Below are 19,681 nucleotides of genomic sequence, written 5' to 3' on the forward strand. Positions count from 1 at the left end.
TTCCTCACCTATTCAAAAAGATTATTGAAAGTCGGGACACTGCCATATTTTCCTAGCAAGTAGTCTTTCATAATATCTTTATCAAATCTAACTTTATAATCTTCCAATGAATATAAGTGAGACTCGTTCATAAGCTTATCTACAAACCATATCTCATCCCTTCTTAAAAGTTTCAAATCCAGTAATCTATCTTCATGTGTTGTAACAATCAATTGTATTTTACTATTACTTAGCGCTCTTTTTATAAATTCATAGGTTAAGTTTGGATGAAAACTTCTGTCAATCTCATCTATAATGTATACTTTATCTTTTACGGTATTTAAAACACCATACATCTCGATTAATCGTCTTGTTCCATCAGATTCTGCTCTAAGAGGAAATTTTGAACTTGTTCCTTCGTGTATAAAATAAATACGCTCTATCACTAACTCATTATTACCATCAATAGAGAAAAAATATATATTCTCATTTGTTTGGACCATACCAGCAGCAATTTTAGACTCATCTTGCTTATTCATATCAATTAACCTATCCGCAATAGAATCTATTGATTTTCTATTTATATCATCAATATCTTGTTTACTTATTACCTGTCTCTCAATTCTTTCAATTCCAGTCCCGAAGTTTTTTAAAAACTCCGCCAACTTTTCTGTATCTTCTTCATTTAAAAAAGCATCCTCACTTCCTTTTGCACCGTCATAAGTTGAAATAACTTCCATAGTACTTGAGAACCAATCAAATATCTTATATAACTCTATACTATAAGCAAGTTTTCTTTCATTTGCATTAATATATTGTAAAAATAATGAATTTGTTTTATTTGCATCAGATATATAAATCTTAAACCTTTCTTTATCATTATCATTTATCTGCAAATTATCTAGAATTATATCTTCGATTTTTATTCCTTTATCGTAGTCAATTTCATATAGTTTTATATCTTCGTTGTTAACTCTCTTATATAACCATTCACTTTTTATCTCAAAATTAAATAAATTCATCGAAAAACCATATGTAAAAATTCCTTCTCCAATTATGAGATCAAATTCAAAATCTGATGTTTTTCCTTTAAATGAAATTTCTCCTTTATAGTAACTTTCCCTAACTACACTTTTTCTAACCCTTTCTTCAGAACTAGTAATTAAGGTTTGAGCAAATTCTAAAGCCTTTATAAAATTAGATTTACCTGAAGCATTCGCACCATATATTGATGAAAAATTTAACACAGATATTTCTTCATTCACTGTTTTTAAATGATGTTTTAGACTTCTTACCTGACTTGGAATCATAGAAAACTCTGTTAATTCCTTAAATGACAAAAAGTTTTGAAATCGGAAATTTAATAGCATCCTTTTTAACCTCAAGTGATTTTTTCACCTAATTATACCAAAAAATAAAAATTTTTGTAAATAAAAAGTACTTATAAAATTAGATTATTTTATAATAAAGTGAAAATATCACAGCTTCTTTTTTATTAGTAGCTAGTACAATTAAAATATAATGTTTATTTTTACAAGAAATTAATTCACAGCATTATCAAGATGATTAAATATCAAAACAATCTGAATAACTATAAAAAGACCGATTGCTCCAATCTTTCAATAGTTCATATTCTCACATTCTGTTTTAAGAATAATTAAGGTTAACTTCTAATGACTAAGCGTCCTACTTCATACGATAAAAATCAAGCACTAGACCAGCAGGACCTTTAACTAATAAGGACTCTGTTCCCAATCCGTTTCACAAGGACCGTGTAAAATCTCGACGCTGATCTCTTTTAAACGTTGGCAATTCTGATTTAGATCCTCAACCTCGATGTGAAGAATGATGCCTGACTGAAAATCTTCCAAAGGAATCAAATGATTTTGGGACAACATGAGACAGTGACTACCAATCGTGAACTGAGCAAAGCTTTGGTCAACATAATCAGCTTTTTTATCCAAAATACGCTCCAAGTCAGCACAGGATTCAAAGCAATTAACTAGACTTTATTTGTCAATAACCACAAATTAGATTAGAAAAATCATTAAAAATTAATTGGAGTCCTTTGTGATCAACTACACCATTAAGATACTTGTAATATAAGTAAGAGTAGTTACCTGTAGGTCTCTGTTTTCCTATATGAAATTTCTCAATATTTTTCCATTCATATATATTTTCAGATGGTACTCCTGTTTTTATGTACCATCTACGAAACTCTAGTTCTTTATCACATCGTACATATATACGTTGTGTAAATAAACCAATGCTTTGCAAAAAAGCTAAAGCATGATAAAACATCTCTTCTGGTTCTTTGCAATTCTTCACTAGAAATGATAAGCCAACCTCCATCGGGTTAGTCAATCTATTAATACCGACGCCATCTAATTTATTTGAAAAATATGATAGCTGTTTTGTTACATATTTTTCCACGGAGCCAGTTTCAGATAGCATATCAAATAAACTAATATGCTCTGAAATAGCAGACATATTAACAATAGTCTCTGACCCTAGAGGTCTAACAACTTTACCTTCTTTTAGTTTTCGAAATCCATTTTCCTGGCCATAAGAATAAAACTGTTTGATAATTTCAATTACGTCCATTTTTTTCTCTCATTAATTGGACATAGCCCTTTGTTTCGATTTTTGAATTTAAAAACGAGAACTCTCCTCACATTTTCTCATAAAAATTATTATAATCTTCTTTTGAAAAATCTCCTAAAATCTCTATTTCAAGATAAAATCCAAGACCGTCAATCTTATCTAAATTAATCGTTTTATTTTCTAATACGTCATGATAAGTCTTTCTATATTTACTTATTGTAAAAATATTTGAAAAACCATCTTGCAAGATATTCCTTACAAATTCTAATTTTTCAGATTCCAACTCTATTTCACTTTCACTCCACATTCCCTGTTTTATCGTATCTTTTCTTGTGAAAATACTTGCTCTATTATCATCTTCTTGGCGAATTCTGTAGATAAAGCTACCTACCTCATCATTTTCAAATTCTCTTCCTTTTGTTTTAAAATATTCATCAACTTGCTTATTTTCACTCTTAAATTTATAATTTTTCTAAATATGAAATAGCATTATTATAATCTCTCTCATCGTTGAGTTCAAATCTAACTTCTAATTCATTCATTTTATTTATCTCCCCTTAATTTTTTTTCATAACTCTTTATAAGAATAACCAATAAACTACTTAGTAATCCCAAAATAACTAGACTTAATCTCGGGTTTAAAAGCCAATTAAAATAAGCAGCCAGTATCCCTCCAAAAGGAGCAAAAATGGTAGCTATTACAAAAGAACTAGAAAGTATTTTACCAATATTATACTCAGTACTTTCTTGTTGCTGTATTGTTGTAATCGAGACAGAAGCTATTGTAATTAGTCCACTCAAAATTGAATAACAAATTCCAAAAAATATCCAATTTTCTACTATTCCGCTTGCCATAATGACAAGTGGGATCGTTGCCATTGATATATTCATTAAGATAAAGGTATCCTTCTTATTCAAAAAAGTTGAAAGAAGAGTTACTGCTATCAAACTACCAAATCCAGCAATTGAGTATACAATTCCAACAAGACTATTTGATAACTTTAATTGATCCTGTAAATAATAAATAATTGTTGCATTAAAGCCTAACATAGCGATATTCACAACAATTGTAAAGAGTAAAGAAACTCTCAATTTAATATTTGTGAAATTCTCTTTAAAACCTGCAAACATTTCTTTTATATCATCATTCCCGTTCTCCTTGTGTCCTTGATTTGGAATATATGAGATTAATATTGAAAGAAATAATAACAAGTAAGAAGCACTATTAATAAAAAAAATGCTATTAATATTAAACTTTAACATTAGTACACCTGCTATAGCTGGAGAAATTAATTTTGAAATAGTTCGGACACCTTGAAATTGAGAATTATATTTTTGCAATTCTTCCTTCTCAAATAAGGCCGGAGTAATGACTGAGAATCCTGTTTGAAAAAGTGTCGAAAATAAAGGTATCAAAAATGCAATAACATAGTAAAAAAATATAGAAACTGAATATTTAGATAATATCGGTATTACACTACATAATAATGCAGGTATTAATGTAGACCATAATAGTATTTTTTTCTTATTGAAATTATCTAATAAGTAACCCATCACAAATCCCAAGAAGAATTGAGGTAATAATTCAATAATCACCATTCCTCCCATTGCAAAAGACGAATGAAATTCTTGGTAAATTAAGATTGGAAAAGCAATTTTCTGAAATCTATCTCCAATATTTGATATAAATTCACCAAAAGTTATTGTATAAAACGTTTTCTTATTGATATTCACAGTATTCTTTCCTTTTATTTTTGCCTTTAGTTTAGCACTTCGATGTTATTATGTCAATTATTTTGATAATATTTTTTTATTTTTTTCAATTTAATACATATTTGTATCTTTTTGGATTAAAAAAACGATGCTTAATTGAACATCGTCTTTACTATTCTGTCATATCTGCAATATAATGCTCGATTTTAAGAGCCATTGACATATTGCCCTCAAGCTTATACAGGAAATAAGCCATTTCAAAGTACTCTTTTACTACAACTTTAGAAGAAAAATTTTTACTGACATTTCCCATCAATACATACAAATCAGCCAAAAGATATGTTGTTCTATACGTCTTACATTGCTTTATCGTATCTGTGATTTTAGTAATAGCCTCTTCAGTATTATTCTGCAACCATAGATAGCGACAAACATTATAATTAAATTTAATAGAAAGGTTTAATTCTTCGATTGTGTTTAACTTGAGTTGATTTACTTGATACTCTAACTTTTCTCTAATTTCATTAAAACTCTCTAAATCTTCAATATCATAATAAAAATTGAATAGAGTATTTGCAACTTGAAGGTAGGTCAAGTCAGTTACACTTAACTGAGATAGTACCTTCTCCAATCTTGCCACAGCCTCCTCTTTTTGCCCGTAGAAATAAAAATCTATAAGAGATTTTATCCACTCCATATAAAACTTATCTACTAGAGACAAGCGATGTACCTTTACACTCTCTAATTCATATATATATTTCAAAGATTCATAATTTCGATTTGTGATAAATGTCTGGGCTAACTTCTTAAACTCTGATAGCTCATCAATCTCCTCTCCAATCTGCTCATTAAAAAAATAATCTATACTAACTTTTAACTTCTTAGACAGAGCATATAAAAATTCTGCTCCTGGAGTAAATTCTCCATTCTCTAATCGACTAATCTGTCCCTGTTTACATATCCCCTCGGCCAATTCTCGCTGAGACATTTTTAATTCTTTTCGTCTATTTTTTAATCTTGTTGCTAATAGTGTACCCACTTTTGCATCTTCCTTTTCTATTTGATTTCAATGTTAATTGTAACATTATTAAATTTTAAAAACAAATTAATAAACCAAAAGATACAAATTATATATAATTAATGACTAGATGGGTTATTTTTAGGAAACATCTGCAACAATAATATCCAATTGATTTAAATTCATTTACTCTCCTCCATAAAAAGACCGGATTGCTCCGATCTTTCAATAGTTCATATTCTCACATTCTGTTTTAAGAATAGTTAAGGTGATCTTCAAATGACTAAGCCCCATATTTCATACGATAAAAATCAAGCACTAGACCAGCAGGACCTTTAACTAATAAGGACTCTGTTCCCCAATCCGTTTCACAAGGGCTGTGTAAAATCTCAGTACCAATTTCTTTCAATCGTTGGTAGTTCTGCTCTAGATCCTCAACCTCGATGTGAAGAATGATTCCTGACTGAAAATCTTCCAAAGGAATCAAATGATTTTGGGACAACATCAGACAGTGACTGCCAATCGTAAACTGAGCAAAACTGTCATCAACATAATCGGACTTTTTACCCAAAATACGCTCCAAGTCAGCACAGACTTGGGGAACATCGGAAACGATAATATCTAATTGATTTAAATTCATTTACTATCCTCCATAAAAAGACCGGATTGCTCCGATCTTTTTAAGTTTCGCTCTAAGAAAATCAAAGAATAAACAAGGCATCGAACCGCAGGCAGTACTGAAGTACGGCAAGGTGAAGATAACACAGTTTACATTTGATTTTCGACGAGAGAAATTATTTAATTGCGCGTGATTGCAACCCTTCTTCTTCCAAGAAGAGACGGAATGGTACGAGTTCTTCTGCTTCGTATTTTTCCTTGAAGGCTTTGATTGCTTCTTCTGAGTGAAGTTTTGGATCCAATTCAAGTACTTCTACTGGAAGTGGACGGTGTGGAGTGATGCGAGCATCGATAACAACAGTTTTACCTTCTTTGCTCAATTTAACAGCTTCTGCAACAACTGCATCGATGTCTTCGATACGGTCAACTGTAAATCCAACAGCTCCTTGAGCTTCAGCGATTTTCGCATAGTCAGCATTAGGGAAGTCACAACCAAACAAGTGTTTGTTTGTGTCTTCGTATTTGTCCTTGATGAAGGCATATTTACCATTTGAGAAGACAACGTTGATAACTGGAAGGTCGTATTGAACGTTTGTGATAACGTCTGGGTAGCACATATTGAATGCACCGTCACCCATGATGTTCCATACTTGGCGATCTGGATTGTCTTTCTTAGCAGCGATACCACCAGGAAGGGCAATACCCATTGTCGCAAAGAGTGGAGATGTACGCCACATGTTCTTAGGTGTCATGTGAAGGTGACGAGTAGATGTTTGAGTAGTGTCACCTACGTCGATTGAATAGATAGCGTCTTGATCAGCATGTTTGTTGATTGCATTGTAAACTTGATACAATTGCAATTCACCCTCAGTTTTACCTTCGAGTTTGTTCATGTAATCACGCCAGTTTTGGTTGTTCTTAACGTTTGCACGCCACCATGGAGTAGATTCAACTGGATTCACTTTGTCAAGGATTGCTTTCGCTGCTTGACCTGCGTCACCAAGGATTGAAGCGTCAAGGGCGTGACGTTTACCAAGTTTGTAAGGGTCAATATCAACTTGGATGAATTTTTCAGTGTTCTTGAATGCTTCATAAACTTCAGCAAATGGGAAGTTTGAACCAAGGAAAAGAACTGTGTCTGCTTCAAAGACCACTTCGTTGGCTGGTTTCCAACCAACACGGTAAGCAGAACCTGTCAAACCTTCATAGTTCCATTCGAAAGCTTCAAAGTTTTTACCAGTTGTGATGATTGGTGCTTTGATTTTACGTGACAATTCAGTGATCACTTCACCAGCTTTCACACCACCGTAACCAGCATAGATAACTGGACGTTCAGCATTGTTCAAGATTTCAACAGCTTTGTCGATTTCAACTTCGTTCAAAGCAGGAGCGATGAATGAACGCTCGTATGAACCTGATCCATAGTATGAGTTTTCGTCGATTTCTTGGAAACCGAAGTTTACTGGGATTTCAACAACAGCTGGACCTTTTTTAGAAACTGCAGCACGGCAAGCTTCGTCAATAACTTTTGGCAATTGCTCAGCGTAAGCTACACGTTTGTTATATACAGCGATACCGTTGTACATTGGGTTTTGGTTCAATTCTTGGAAAGCATCCATGTTGAGTTCGTTAACTGGACGTGATCCAAGGATTGCTAGGAATGGAGTGTTATCCATAGCTGCATCGTAAACACCGTTAATCAAGTGAGTCGCACCTGGACCACCTGAACCAACTGCAACCCCGATTGAGCCACCGAATTTAGCTTGCATAACCGCTGCAAGAGCACCTGTTTCTTCGTGGCGAACTTGCAAGAAGCGGATATCTTTGTCTTCAGCCAAAGCGTCCATCAATGAGCTGAGTGTTCCTGATGGGATACCGTAGATCGTGTCTACGCCCCATGTTTTCAATACATTAAGCATTGCTGCAGATGCAGTAATTTTCCCTTGAGTCATAATGATAACTCTCCTTCAAATATTTTTAAATCTACTAAAAAAGGTTTCATATAGTTTTTGAAAACGTTTCAGTAAATTTTTACAATACTAATTTATCACATTTATTTTGACTTTACTAAGAATCTGCTCAGAAGTTTTTATTCTCTATTACAGTACAGTTTGAAAACGTTTTTAGTTTCTGTTTTATAATACTAAATGAAAATCACAGAGCAAACTAGAAAGCTAGCCGCAGGTTGCTCAAAACACAGCTTTGAGGTTGCAGACAAAACTGACGTGGTTTGAAGAGATTTTTGAAGAGTATAAAAAGCGAGCAAGCCCGCTTTTAATCTATTTTACTAAAGTTTAGTAAGAGTGAACTAGTCAGAACGGATACAGAACTAAAGGCCATAGCTAGACCTGCCAGTTCTGGATTGAGGGCCAGTCCAACACCAGAAAAGACTCCTGCTGCAATCGGAATTCCGGCGACATTGTAGATAAAGGCCCAGAAAAGATTGAGCAGAATTCGATGAAAGGTTTTCTTACTCATGTCAAAGGCACGAACCACGCCTAGGAGGTTATTGGTTGTCAACACTAAATCTGCTGACTCGATAGCGATATCCGTTCCAGCTCCCATAGCAATCCCCACATCTGCTACACTAAGGGCAGGAGCGTCATTGATACCGTCCCCAACAAAGGCTACTTTGCCAGCCGCTTGTAGTTTATGGATTTCATGAGCTTTTTCTTCTGGCAAGACACCTGCAATGACCTCTTCGATTCCGATTTGATCTGCAATAGCACGCGCCACACCAGCATTGTCTCCTGTCAGCATGATTGTTTTAAGACCTCGTTTTTTCAACTGACTGATGGCAAGCTTAGCATTTTCCTTAGGAATATCTTGCAGAGCAAGCAAGCCTTTGATTTCATTCTCAACAGCCAAGAACACAACTGTCTTAGCTTCTTTTTCCAGTTCTTCTAGTTTTTCTTGATAAGTGCTAGAAATGTTCATGCCATCCAGCATTTTAGCATTTCCAAGCAGAACTTGTTTTCCATTGATTTGCCCTGAGACACCTTTTCCGTGCAAGGCTTGGAAATTTTCAACAGTTTGAAGCTCAAGTCCAGCTTCAGTCGCTCGCTTAACAATAGCCTCAGCCAGTGGGTGTTGAGAAGCTTCTTCCAAGGAAGCTGCCAATCCAAGCACTTCTACTTCGTCGCCGATGATATCTGTGACCACAGGTTTCCCTTCAGTCAAAGTCCCTGTTTTATCAAAGACGATAGTTTGAACTTTCTGGATTTCCTGTAGAACCGTTCCATTTTTGAGGAGAACTCCCATCTTGGCACTGCGACCTGTCCCAACCATAAGGGCTGTCGGTGTTGCAAGACCCAAGGCACAAGGGCAGGCAATAATCAGAACTGCTACTCCATAGAGAAGCGAAGACACAAAGCTCGCTCCAAGCACAACTACACTATCCCTGAGCAAGACGAACCAAACCCAAAAGGTCACAATCCCTAAAATGACAACGGCTGGGACAAAAATCCCTGAAATTTTATCCGTCAAGTCCTGAATCGGCGCACGACTTGTCTGAGCTTTCTTCACAAAATCCACAATCTGAGCCAAAACAGTCTCTGAACCAACTTTTTCTGCTCTAAAAACAAGTGTTCCACTATTATTGATGGTTGAACCAATGACGGTATCTCCAACTGTCTTGTCCACAGGCAGACTCTCACCTGTCACCATAGACTCATCAATACTAGAGATACCTTCTACTACGACACCATCAACCGCAATCTTTTCACCGGGACGCACTCGAATCAGGTCACCTACCTTGACTTGCTCCAAAGGGACTTGAACATAGTTATCCTCACGCAAGACTTCTGCAGTTTTAGCCTGCAAGTCAAGTAATTTCTCCACAGCTTGGGAAGTATTTTTCCGCATTTTCTCCTCAAAAACGGCTCCCATAAGAACGAAGAAGAAGATAAATGCAGCACTTTCAAAGTAAACGGGGAGGCCAGCGAAGAGGGCAACTAAGCTATAGAAATAGGCCACTAGGGTTCCCAGAGCAACCAAGGTATCCATGTTGGCATTGTGCTTTTTAAAACTAGCCCAAGCACTTTGGATATAAGGACCACCTGCTACTAGCATAATCGGTGTTGTGGCTAAAAAGGTGCCCCAACGCATGACTTGGTGACTAATTCCTCCTGTCGACATCCCAATCATGAGGATCACAAGAGGCACAGTAAAGATACTAGTAATCCAAAAACGCTGTAAAAGTGATAGAGATTTTCGAGTCTTCTCAACAACTGTATAACTTCCCTTTTGCATCTTCATACCACAAGAAAATTCATGTTGACCTAATTCTTGAGGTGTAAAACGAATGACTTTCTCCTCATCTACGCCGATTGGTTCCAAGATGCCTTCTTCTTCAAACAAAATTTCCTTGTAACAGTTTGAAGGAGTTGCTCGATGAAAGGTAATCTCAGCTGGAATCCCTTTTTGAAGCTGTATATGAGCTGGATGGTAGCCTTTGTCTGCCGTGATACGGATTTTTTGAACACCATTTTCAAGACTTGCTTTTACAATTTCAGTCATATCATTCTCCTATTCTACAATCATCTTACCGTGCATCATATTCATGCCACAAGAGAAACCATACTCTCCAGCCTGCTCAGGCGTGATTTCCACTATATACTCTTCCCCCATAGGCAGGTCCGCATGTACACCAAAGTCTGGAAAAACAATCTGATCCAGACAGGGTGAAGGATCCTTGCGGTCAAAAACAATGCGGGCTGGCACTGATTTCTTGAGGATAATCAACTCAGGCGTATAGCCCCCCATGACTTCCACTCGAATCTCTTGGTAGCCGTTTTTTTGCTGGGCCTTTTGTCCAGATTTTTCAGGCTTTTTGAAAAACCAAAACAAGATAAACGCGATAAGGGCAATACAAATAATGGTTACAATACTATTTAACATGACGTCTCCTTTACATACAATTACATTTTACTTCTGTCACAGCGCTTGATTTCTTCTCAGAAATCACAGCTTCCAAGTCTTCCAAGTCAGTCTGAGTAAAATCACATTCAGCAATCAAATCAGCTAACAAGTTCTTAATCCTACGAGAACAAACCTTGTCCTTGATATCTTGGACAAGTAAATCCCGACTTTGATCCAAAGTTAAAAGGGCTGAATAGACAAAAGACTTGCCTTCTTTTTTCCGAGTCAGACACTCTTTCTCAACCAGACGAGCCAAAAGAGTTTGAATGGTCGACTTGGACCAGTCGAATCGCTCAGCCAGAACCCTAATCAAATCCGTACTAGTCTGCTCTCCTTGCATCCAAATAATCTTCATGACCTGCCATTCTGCATCTGAAATCTGCATAATCACACCTCCAAAATCTACATTTGTCAATTACAATTATTAGTATACTCAAAAAATCTACATTTGTCAACTATGGAATTAATCTTTTTTTGAAAAATAGAATTTTAATCATTTGATAAAGGATTTTCAGTTAAATCTTACTATATAAACTATAAAAATATGCTATACTAAAGAAAAAAGAAAACAACCACTAGGGGTGCGTAAAGCTGAGATTAACGACTGTTAGACCCTTTGACTCAATCTAGGTAATGCTAGCTGATGGAAGTGGAAATGATAATGGGGACTAGCAGTCTTCTATTACCTTTCTAAAACAGACCAGCTTGTTCTTAAGAATACAAACTTCAGTTGGTTGGGAGGTTTTAGATGACTTATTTACCCGTTGCTTTGACCATTGCAGGTACTGACCCCAGTGGTGGTGCTGGCATTATGGCTGATTTAAAGTCGTTCCAAGCTAGAGATGTCTATGGAATGGCCGTTGTGACCAGTCTTGTCGCTCAAAATACCAGAGGCGTTCAATTAATCGAGCACGTTTCTCCTCAAATGTTGAAAGCCCAATTGGAGAGTGTCTTTTCGGATATCAAGCCTCAGGCTGTAAAAACTGGGATGTTGGCAACTACCGAAATCATGGAAATCATCCAGCTCTATCTTAAAAAGCTGGATTGTCCCTACGTCCTTGACCCTGTTATGGTCGCAACAAGCGGAGACACCCTGATTGATACCAGTGCCAGAGACTACCTAAAAACAAATCTACTTCCCCTTGCAACTATTATTACACCCAATCTTCCTGAGGCAGAAGAGATTGTTGGTTTTTCAATCCATAATCCAGAAGACATGCAGCGTGCTGGTCGCCTGATTTTAAAAGAATTTGGTCCTCAGTCTGTGGTCATCAAAGGTGGGCATCTCGAAGGCGGTGCCAAGGATTTCCTCTTTACCAAGGATGAGCAATTTGTCTGGGAAAGTCCACGAATTCAAACCTGTCACACCCATGGTACTGGATGTACCTTTGCTGCAGTGATTACTGCTGAACTAGCCAAGGGAAAAAGCCTTTATCAGGCAGTTGATAAGGCAAAGGCCTTTATCACGAAAGCCATCCAAGACGCCCCTCAACTCGGTCATGGTTCTGGCCCAGTCAACCATACAAGTTTTAAAGATTAAAAAAACTCTCTAGTTCCTACTTTAAGGGAATTAGAGAGTTTTTATACTTTTCGAAAATCTCTTCAAACGACGTCAGCTTTATCTGCAACCTCAAAGCTGTGCTTTGAGCAACCTGCAGCTAGCTTCCTAGTTTGCTCTTTGATTTTCATTGAGTATTAATTAGGAAATAATGTCATCTAGCTTTGTTAAAAAAGCTTGCGTTTTTGCCTCAATATCTTCTGCCTGCATCAAATCACGCACTACAGCTACTCCAGCTATTCCAGTGCCAACAAGCTGGTCAATGTTCTCCGAAGTCAAGCCTCCGATAGCAACTACTGGAATGGCGACCCTTTGACAAATTGTTTTCAAGGTTGAAATCAAGGTGATAGGCGCATTTTCCTTGGTGGTTGTCGGGAAAATGGCTCCTGTCCCCAAGTAATTCGCCCCTCCTTCTTCTGCCTCTAGGGCTCTTTTTACAGTTTTAGCGGTGACACCAAGTATTTTGTCAGGGCCCAAGACTTGTCTGGCAACCGAAACTGGTAGTTCATCGTCTCCGATATGCAGGCCTGCAGCATCGACTGCAATACAAACATCCAAACGATCATCGATTATCAAGGGTACCTGATAGGCATCTGTTATTTCCTTGACTTGTTTGGCTAGTTGATAGTATTGATTGGTTGTGAGATTTTTTTCTCGTAATTGGACTATGGTAACCCCTGAACGGCAAGCCGTCTCAATCTTTTCAAGAAAGCTTTCCAAGGAATCTTGGTAGCGGTTGGTTACCAGATACAGTCTAAGCGCCTCTCTATTCATAAATATCTCCTTTAATGGCATCTAGCCAGTTTTCATCTCTTTTGAGGAGCGAAAGCTGATTGAGTACTTGGTAGCGAAAATCTTCCAATCCCATTCCTTGAACAACTATTCTCTCAGCAGAGATATTGAGATAAGAGACTGCTAGACACGAAGCTTCAAAGGCAGTCTTTCCTTGGCTGAGAAAAACGGCTGTCAAGGCTCCAACCAAGTCTCCTGTCCCTGTTATCCAGTCTAATTCTGCACAGCCATTTTCCAGTACAGCGACCTGATTCTTCGAAACGATGAGGTCCTTGGGGCCTGTGACTAAGAATGACATACCTGGATAAAGCTGACACCAGTCTTTCAAGACTTGAAGTAAATCCTCAGTTTCTTGATCTTTAGCACTCGCATCGACCCCAACGCCGTGGTGTTTTAAGCCAACAAGACTTCGAATTTCCGACATGTTTCCTTTAAGGACCGTAGGGCTGTAGTCTAAAAGGTCTTTAATTAAGCTCTTACGAATGGATGAAGCCGTTACGCCAACCGCATCTACTACCATTGGGAGAGAAACTTGAGCTGCATAAGAAGCTGCCATACGGATTGCTTTTTCCTTCTCAGCAGACAAATGCCCCAAATTGATGAAGAGGGCCTGGCTTTGCTTAGTAAAAACAAGAACCTCACGGGAATCATCTGCCATAACTGGTTTACATCCCAGAGCCAAAATCCCATTTGCCAGCATCTCACAAGAAATCTCATTGGTAATGCAGTGAATGAGGGAAGTTGTTTCCAGAGGAAAAGGATTTGTCAATTCCTTCATCAGTTTATCCTTTCATTAAAAAAATATCCCTGCACTTTTTTAAAGAATTCCTGCTTGATTAAAAATCGAAAGGCAATAAAGGAAATCGCTGTACCGATTAAGGTTGCTCCGAAAAATCGAGGAGTATAGATAAACCAGCTAAGCTTAGCAGCTGATCCTGTAAAGAGTACCATAACAGGATAGGAAACAATAGAACCAATAATACCTGTTCCCAAAATCTCTCCGAGAGCAGAATAGTGAAATTTTCGACCGTACTTATAAAAGAGACCTGCTAGAAGGGCTCCAAAAGTCGCTCCTGTTAGAGCTAAAGGCGGAATTCCTTGAGTCGTCATACGGATAAAGGCTGTCACTGTAGCCATAGCCAAGGCATAAACAGGTCCCATCATGATTCCTGCTAGAATATTGACTACACTGGACATCGGTGCCATTCCCTCAATCCGAAAGATAGGCGTAAGGACTACATCAAGGGCAATCATCATGGATAAAATGGTTAATTTGTGAACCTGTAATTGGTGCTTTCTCATATTTCTATTCTTCTCCTGTTTCTAAAGACTGTAAATCGCTTTTCCATGTCTGGTGTTGGTAGGCCATTTCCCAAAACTTAGCTTCCATATGAACACTGATGTGGAAGGCATCTAGCATTTTTTTCTTGTCTGTCTCGTCACTTTCTCGATAGAGTTGATTGACCAGAGCCTCTTCCTCTCTAATCTGTTGCTCCAACTCATCCGTAATATAAGTTTCAATCCATTGTTGGTAGAGAGGATTTGGTGATGGTTTAAGATTAAGTGATTTGCCTATATCATGATATAGCCAAGGACAAGGCAGCAAGCTCGCAAAGGCAATACCCAAGTTTGGCTCTGCAAATTGCCGATAAATGTGAGAGATATAATGATAACAAGTTGGAGCGATTGGATGTTGCTCCATTTCCTGGTCGCTGATTTCTAATTCCTTGAAAAATTGTTGGCGGATAAATAACTCACCTTCCACTAGACTCTGAGCATTTTGTTTCAAGAGTCTTCTCATTTCCTCATTCAAAGTCTTATCAGCCAAGAGGTGATAGGCTTCTGAGAAGGCCTTCAAATAGTAGGCATCCTGAATCAAGTAATAGCGAAAGATGGACGGGTCTAAATTACCCTCTTGCAACTGTAAAACAAAGGGGTGATGAAAGGAAGCCTGCCAAGCTTCCTTGGATAATTCCATCGCAATATCTGTAAATTCCATAATAACTCCTTTATAAAAATAGACTGGTTTGAAGCAATAAAAAGAAAAGCAAGTAGATGAATATTGTCCTTTGAGGAATATAAAAAGTCCGATAGCTATTCTCCACCTGTGCATGCTCGTCATATCCATGCGCCGATAGAGCTCTCAGGTAAAGATGGCGCCATCTAAAGACTGTCATCAGAACCTTACTGTAAATCAAGGGCGACCAAAAATGTAGTTCTTGACCACGTAATAGGCAAGCTTCCTTGAGAGATTTGATTTCTTGCTGAATGAGGGGGAAGGAATTGAATACCACAATCAAGGCATAGGACCAAGAGCGTGATAACCCCTTTTGAGCCAAGTACAAGAGAAGCTCTTTTAGGGAAATAGAGGAAACAAAGACAAGACCAATACAAACGGTCACAAAAGCCCTCGTTCCAAGCATGACTGCCTGCGAAGCATCTCCATGTAACTGAACTGCCCAGTAGTTGGCCAAGGATGGCAAAATGGCGAGCAGAATCATCCAAGCCAATACTTTAAATCGACGGTAATAGAGCATAAAGAGAATACAAAATGCAACTACCGAGAGATTAAGAGCAATCGAAGGAATGAAAGATGTTTCCAGCGATAAAATCAGCAAGAAGAGACTGATAATCGGTGTCTGGGTTGCTACTTTGACCATACTATCTCACCTCCCTTTGAGCATTGCTACTCTGAGATGTGAGTGGTTTGGTAATTGTCACTTCTTTCACATGACCGAGCCCCTGACTAGTCATCTCAATCCAATAATCAACCACAGAGATCAAGGGATCTAAACGATGGCTAATGATCAGAAAACTTCTTCCTTGATTTCTCTCCTCCAGAATCCACTGACAAAAATAATGGCAAGCTCTATCATCCAAACCTGCAAAAGGTTCGTCTAGCAAGATCACAGAAGCCTTGCTAGTCAAGATGGTCAAGAGCTGAAGAATCTTTTGCTGGCCACCACTTAATTGATAGGGGCTCTTATCGAGTACCTGCTCCAAATCAAAATATCGTAAAGCTTGGAAAATTCGCTGATTTCTTTCAGAATCAGGTCCATCTAATTGAAGTTCCTCTCGCAGACTGACTCGGATAAACTGCTTCTCAGCCTCCTGAACAACACCCGTCAAGTCACGATACAGGCTCTTTTTCTTTTTGAGAACCGAACCCTTCCAAGTAATACACCCCTTATACTTTTGAAATTGAAGAATAGACCGAAAGAGGGTTGATTTCCCGACACCATTGTCACCCAAAATACAGGAAATTCCTTGGTAAAATGTGAAATCAGCAATCGAAAAGAGGGGGCGCTTATCCAGCTCACAAGTCACACGATCCATATGGAATAGTTCTGGACTAGAAGCAACTTCCTTTGAAGAAACCTGTGTCAGCTCAGAGGTAGGGATTTGATTTATTTTCCTTAGTTGTCCGTCTCTTAGCTCCACCATATGGTCGATATAGGCTTCATAATCAGATAAATCATGGTCGCACAAAATAACTGTCTTCCCATCAGAGACCAACTCTTTTAGAATCTCCAATATCTCTATCCTACTCTTGCGGTCAATGGAAGCAAAAGGCTCATCCAAGAGATAGACCCTAGGATTCATAGCAAAGAGAACAGCCAAAGCAGCCTTTTGCTTTTCCCCACCTGATAAGTGATGAATTGGACGGTGCAAAATCGCCTTGCAGCGACATTGCTGGACAACATCTGCTATTTTAGAATCAATTTCCTGAACGGGATGCCCAATATTTTCCAAGGTAAAAATTAGCTCCTCAAACAAGTTCTCCATGGTAAATTGATGATTGGGATTTTGAAAGAGGATACCAACCGTCTGGAAACGTTCGATGATAGAAAGCTGACTGACCTCGCTCCCATTTATCAGGACTTGACCGCTATAGGGAAGAGAACTGACTTGGGCAATCATTTGAAAGAGACTAGATTTTCCTGAACCGCTGCTTCCAACTAACAAGGTAAAGGCTTGCGCATGAAAAGTAAAATCAATCGGCTCAGAGAAGATTGGGGACTGAATCGCTCGTAGTTCCAGCCCCATCTATGCCTTGCCTCCAGCTGCAAACTGATGATAAAGTTTGACAATTGCACGAACCAAGATAGTACAGAAGAAAAAGACGGAAATAAAACGTACTACAAGCAAAGAAAGGACAAAAGGAAGGGAGAAGGCATAGTAACCTAACTTAATGTATTCATAGACAAAGCTAACAAGCGTAATCCCAATACTATTGGCAGTTAGAGAGAGCCAACTTTCATAGCGATTCTTGGTTACGATAAAACCAAGTTCACTTCCCAAACCTTGAACCAAGCCAGACAAAAGGGCACCTAGACCGAATTGGCTACCATAAAGGACTTCAGCAAGCGCAGCTAGCACTTCTCCAATCGTTGCACTTCCCACTCTTGGAACAAAAATGGCAGCAATAGGCGCAGCCATACACCAGAGACCAAAGAGGATTTCATTGGCAAAGGCCTGTAAACCAAGAGGTGCTAAAATCAGAGTGAGAATATCAAACAGATAGCCTGACCCCACAAAAACGCCACCAAAAAAAATAGACAAGAAAGCAAGTAAGATAACATCTTTTAACTGCCATTTTTTCAACATAAAAAACTCCTTTTTTAAAGAAAAGTGGGGCATTCAATGTGAGCTACCTAAATGCTTTGTATCATCTTCATCCAGTTTCGTAAAAGAAAAAACTCTAATTACAGATAGGAATTAGAGTTCAGCTTACAAGATTAGATGGTTAGTTTCTATAAATACAAAACCATTTCACATTTCCCTTCGCCAGTCTTAACTGTATCAGGTTCAATGGGTATCATCTCAGCCTAAAGCACCCCAAATGTCTTTATTATTTAATTATATAAATATTATAACAAACGATTTATTCTAGTTCAAGAAATTGAACTGGGAAACACACTCTTGCACTCACAAAGATAGCAAGTCTTTCTTTTACAAAAACCAAATGTCTTGTTTGATAGATTAGCTATTTAAACTGAATCTGGACATATCTTTTTAGAAAAGGAAAACTTCCACTTACTTAGAATCCAAGGATAGATACCTATTGTTCACTCATTTCTCGAACAGTTTTTTCTATATTTTTTGCATACGATATTGCTGAAATGATTGAAACACCATCTATATTGGTCTGTATAATGTCTTTAATATGTTGCGTCTGTATCCCACCAATTGCAACTAAGGGCATTTGTGGCAGTAGTTTTCTCATCAATTTAAGACCTTCATAACCTATAGCACCACCAGCATCATCCTTTGATTGGGTATCAAATACAGGACCAACACCGACATAATCTACATATTCAACTTTTGATTGTTGAAATTCTTCCTCGTTTTTTATAGAAAGACCAATTATTTTATCTGGCATCAATTTTCTAATTTCATCAACTCCAAGGTCATCCTGTCCTACATGTACGCCATCAGCGTCAATTTCCATTGCCAAATCAATATCATCATTAACAATAAACGGAACATTGTATTTTTTACAAAGATCCTGTAGTTTAATTGCTAATTCGACTTTTTCTTTACCTTCTAAGGATCCCTCACCTTTTTCACGAAATTGAAATAAGGTTATACCACCTTTTAAGGCTTCCTCGACGACTGTATATAGATTTTTTCCCTGGCAAGTAGTCGTTCCACAAATAAAATATAGTTTTAGTAATTCTTTATGAAACATTTTACTTCACTCTTTTGAATTTCTTTATATCTTCGTCTGTAATCTCGTATAAGGCATTTATAAATTCAACTTTAAAGGTACCTGGAAGATGCCCATTTGGACGTTTTTCTGCCATTTCTCCAGCGATATTGTAAACCAACATTGCTGTTTCTAATGATTTCAACTCTTGACCTTTTTCTAGTCCGATAAAGCTTGCTACTACAGCACCTAATAAACATCCTGTCCCAATAACTTTTGGCATCATGGCACTACCATTATGAATCGTTACCACTTCTCCATTTACCGCAATAGCATCCACTTCACCTGTTACTATTATAGGAATATTGAACTTCTCATTTGCTGCTAGAGCAATTTCATCAATATTATCTACGCCCGCACTATCTACTCCTTTAGATGCCACATTTATCCCTACTAAAGAAGCAATCTCGCCAGCATTTCCCCTAATCGCTGCTAGTTTGTAATTGTTGATTAGATCATCTGCTACTTTTTTTCTATACTCTCCTGCTCCACAGGCTACAGGATCTAAAACTGCTGGGACATTATATTTCTCTGCAATTTTCAGAGCAGCTTGGTATAATTTCCAATTTTCATCTGTCAATGTGCCTATGTTTATTAATAAACCTCCAGCATACTTTAATAAGTCCTCTAAATCTGCTGGAAACTCACTCATGGCTGGTGATGCACCCAGTGCTACTAATCCATTTGCTGTGAAATTTTTTACGACATCATTGGTTATACAAATGACCAAAGGTGCTTTTTCTTTTAATAATTTTAAACTTGTCATATT

Annotated in this window: 20 protein-coding genes, 1 pseudogene and 2 riboswitches; of the genes and pseudogenes, 1 reads left to right on the top strand and 20 read right to left on the bottom strand. The window is 37.5% G+C overall.

What is annotated here, in order from left to right:
• Positions 1-8: 8 nt before the first annotated feature.
• The 11 genes and pseudogenes from K1I71_RS01070 to K1I71_RS01120 all read right to left on the bottom strand — a co-directional run bounded on the left by K1I71_RS01070 (position 9) and on the right by K1I71_RS01120 (position 11,237).
• Entirely contained in the window at positions 9-1,289 is a 1,281-nt protein-coding gene (locus K1I71_RS01070) for an AAA family ATPase (RefSeq protein WP_223329951.1), read from the bottom strand.
• 376 nt (positions 1,290-1,665) lie between these two features.
• A pseudogene (locus tag K1I71_RS01075) lies at positions 1,666-1,955 on the bottom strand (VOC family protein).
• Positions 1,956-1,995: 40 nt separating this feature from the next.
• Complete coding sequence (locus tag K1I71_RS01080) at positions 1,996-2,583, bottom strand: hypothetical protein (RefSeq protein WP_223329952.1); 588 nt, start codon at positions 2,581-2,583, stop codon at positions 1,996-1,998.
• 67 nt (positions 2,584-2,650) lie between these two features.
• Positions 2,651-2,890 carry a hypothetical protein gene (locus K1I71_RS01085; protein WP_398576923.1) on the bottom strand — a complete coding sequence of 80 codons (240 nt, stop codon included), beginning with the start codon at positions 2,888-2,890 and terminating at the stop codon, positions 2,651-2,653.
• 236 nt (positions 2,891-3,126) lie between these two features.
• Positions 3,127-4,317 carry an MFS transporter gene (locus K1I71_RS01090; RefSeq protein WP_223329953.1) on the bottom strand — a complete coding sequence of 397 codons (1,191 nt, stop codon included), beginning with the start codon at positions 4,315-4,317 and terminating at the stop codon, positions 3,127-3,129.
• Positions 4,318-4,468: 151 nt separating this feature from the next.
• Entirely contained in the window at positions 4,469-5,335 is an 867-nt protein-coding gene (locus tag K1I71_RS01095; protein WP_223329954.1) for a helix-turn-helix domain-containing protein, read from the bottom strand.
• A 262-nt stretch (positions 5,336-5,597) separates the two neighbouring features.
• Positions 5,598-5,954: a VOC family protein gene (locus K1I71_RS01100; RefSeq protein ID WP_223329955.1), complete on the bottom strand. Its 357-nt coding sequence runs from the start codon at positions 5,952-5,954 to the stop codon at positions 5,598-5,600.
• A 154-nt stretch (positions 5,955-6,108) separates the two neighbouring features.
• The gene (gene spxB, locus K1I71_RS01105) at positions 6,109-7,884 is read right to left on the bottom strand and encodes a pyruvate oxidase (protein ID WP_004261620.1); all 1,776 of its coding nucleotides are present in this window, start codon (positions 7,882-7,884) and stop codon (positions 6,109-6,111) included.
• A gap of 322 nt (positions 7,885-8,206) precedes the next feature.
• A complete protein-coding gene (locus K1I71_RS01110; RefSeq protein ID WP_223329956.1) occupies positions 8,207-10,450 on the bottom strand; it encodes a heavy metal translocating P-type ATPase in 2,244 nt (747 codons plus the stop codon).
• Positions 10,451-10,459: 9 nt separating this feature from the next.
• Complete coding sequence (locus tag K1I71_RS01115) at positions 10,460-10,831, bottom strand: cupredoxin domain-containing protein (RefSeq protein ID WP_000935059.1); 372 nt, start codon at positions 10,829-10,831, stop codon at positions 10,460-10,462.
• Between the two features lie 10 nt (positions 10,832-10,841).
• Complete coding sequence (locus tag K1I71_RS01120; RefSeq protein WP_042750305.1) at positions 10,842-11,237, bottom strand: CopY/TcrY family copper transport repressor; 396 nt, start codon at positions 11,235-11,237, stop codon at positions 10,842-10,844.
• Positions 11,238-11,419: 182 nt separating this feature from the next.
• Positions 11,420-11,517: riboswitch (TPP riboswitch) on the top strand.
• Positions 11,518-11,600: 83 nt separating this feature from the next.
• Here K1I71_RS01120 and thiD point away from each other — a divergent pair.
• Positions 11,601-12,392, top strand: a complete 792-nt coding sequence (gene thiD / locus K1I71_RS01125) for a bifunctional hydroxymethylpyrimidine kinase/phosphomethylpyrimidine kinase (RefSeq protein WP_223329957.1) — start codon at positions 11,601-11,603, stop codon at positions 12,390-12,392.
• Between the two features lie 159 nt (positions 12,393-12,551).
• Here thiD and thiE (K1I71_RS01130) read toward each other — a convergent pair whose 3' ends face one another.
• The 9 genes from thiE (K1I71_RS01130) to thiM (K1I71_RS01170) form a co-directional block, all read right to left on the bottom strand.
• Positions 12,552-13,184, bottom strand: coding sequence for a thiamine phosphate synthase (gene thiE, locus K1I71_RS01130; protein ID WP_223329958.1), 633 nt, complete (start codon positions 13,182-13,184; stop codon positions 12,552-12,554).
• Entirely contained in the window at positions 13,177-13,980 is an 804-nt protein-coding gene (gene thiM, locus K1I71_RS01135; protein WP_223329959.1) for a hydroxyethylthiazole kinase, read from the bottom strand. The genes thiE (K1I71_RS01130) and thiM (K1I71_RS01135) overlap by 8 nt, the downstream gene beginning before the upstream one ends.
• Positions 13,980-14,504, bottom strand: a complete 525-nt coding sequence (gene thiW, locus K1I71_RS01140; RefSeq protein ID WP_223329960.1) for an energy coupling factor transporter S component ThiW — start codon at positions 14,502-14,504, stop codon at positions 13,980-13,982. The genes thiM (K1I71_RS01135) and thiW overlap by 1 nt, the downstream gene beginning before the upstream one ends.
• Positions 14,505-14,508: 4 nt before the next feature.
• Positions 14,509-15,201: a thiaminase II gene (gene tenA / locus K1I71_RS01145; RefSeq protein WP_070478625.1), complete on the bottom strand. Its 693-nt coding sequence runs from the start codon at positions 15,199-15,201 to the stop codon at positions 14,509-14,511.
• A 10-nt stretch (positions 15,202-15,211) separates the two neighbouring features.
• Positions 15,212-15,862 (bottom strand): energy-coupling factor transporter transmembrane component T, encoded by a 651-nt coding sequence (locus tag K1I71_RS01150; protein ID WP_045607217.1) that lies wholly within the window; start codon positions 15,860-15,862, stop codon positions 15,212-15,214.
• Between the two features lies 1 nt (position 15,863).
• The gene (locus K1I71_RS01155; RefSeq protein WP_223329961.1) at positions 15,864-17,249 is read right to left on the bottom strand and encodes an ATP-binding cassette domain-containing protein; all 1,386 of its coding nucleotides are present in this window, start codon (positions 17,247-17,249) and stop codon (positions 15,864-15,866) included.
• Positions 17,250-17,810 (bottom strand): ECF transporter S component, encoded by a 561-nt coding sequence (locus K1I71_RS01160; RefSeq protein ID WP_000915275.1) that lies wholly within the window; start codon positions 17,808-17,810, stop codon positions 17,250-17,252.
• A gap of 155 nt (positions 17,811-17,965) precedes the next feature.
• Positions 17,966-18,054: riboswitch (TPP riboswitch) on the bottom strand.
• 210 nt (positions 18,055-18,264) lie between these two features.
• Positions 18,265-18,894 carry a thiamine phosphate synthase gene (gene thiE, locus K1I71_RS01165; protein WP_223329962.1) on the bottom strand — a complete coding sequence of 210 codons (630 nt, stop codon included), beginning with the start codon at positions 18,892-18,894 and terminating at the stop codon, positions 18,265-18,267.
• A 1-nt stretch (position 18,895) separates the two neighbouring features.
• The gene (gene thiM, locus K1I71_RS01170) at positions 18,896-19,678 is read right to left on the bottom strand and encodes a hydroxyethylthiazole kinase (RefSeq protein ID WP_203213153.1); all 783 of its coding nucleotides are present in this window, start codon (positions 19,676-19,678) and stop codon (positions 18,896-18,898) included.
• Positions 19,679-19,681: the final 3 nt, after the last annotated feature.

It is taken from the genome of Streptococcus mitis, from assembly GCF_019929545.1.
GTDB classification, from domain to species: Bacteria; Bacillota; Bacilli; order Lactobacillales; family Streptococcaceae; genus Streptococcus; species Streptococcus mitis_BU.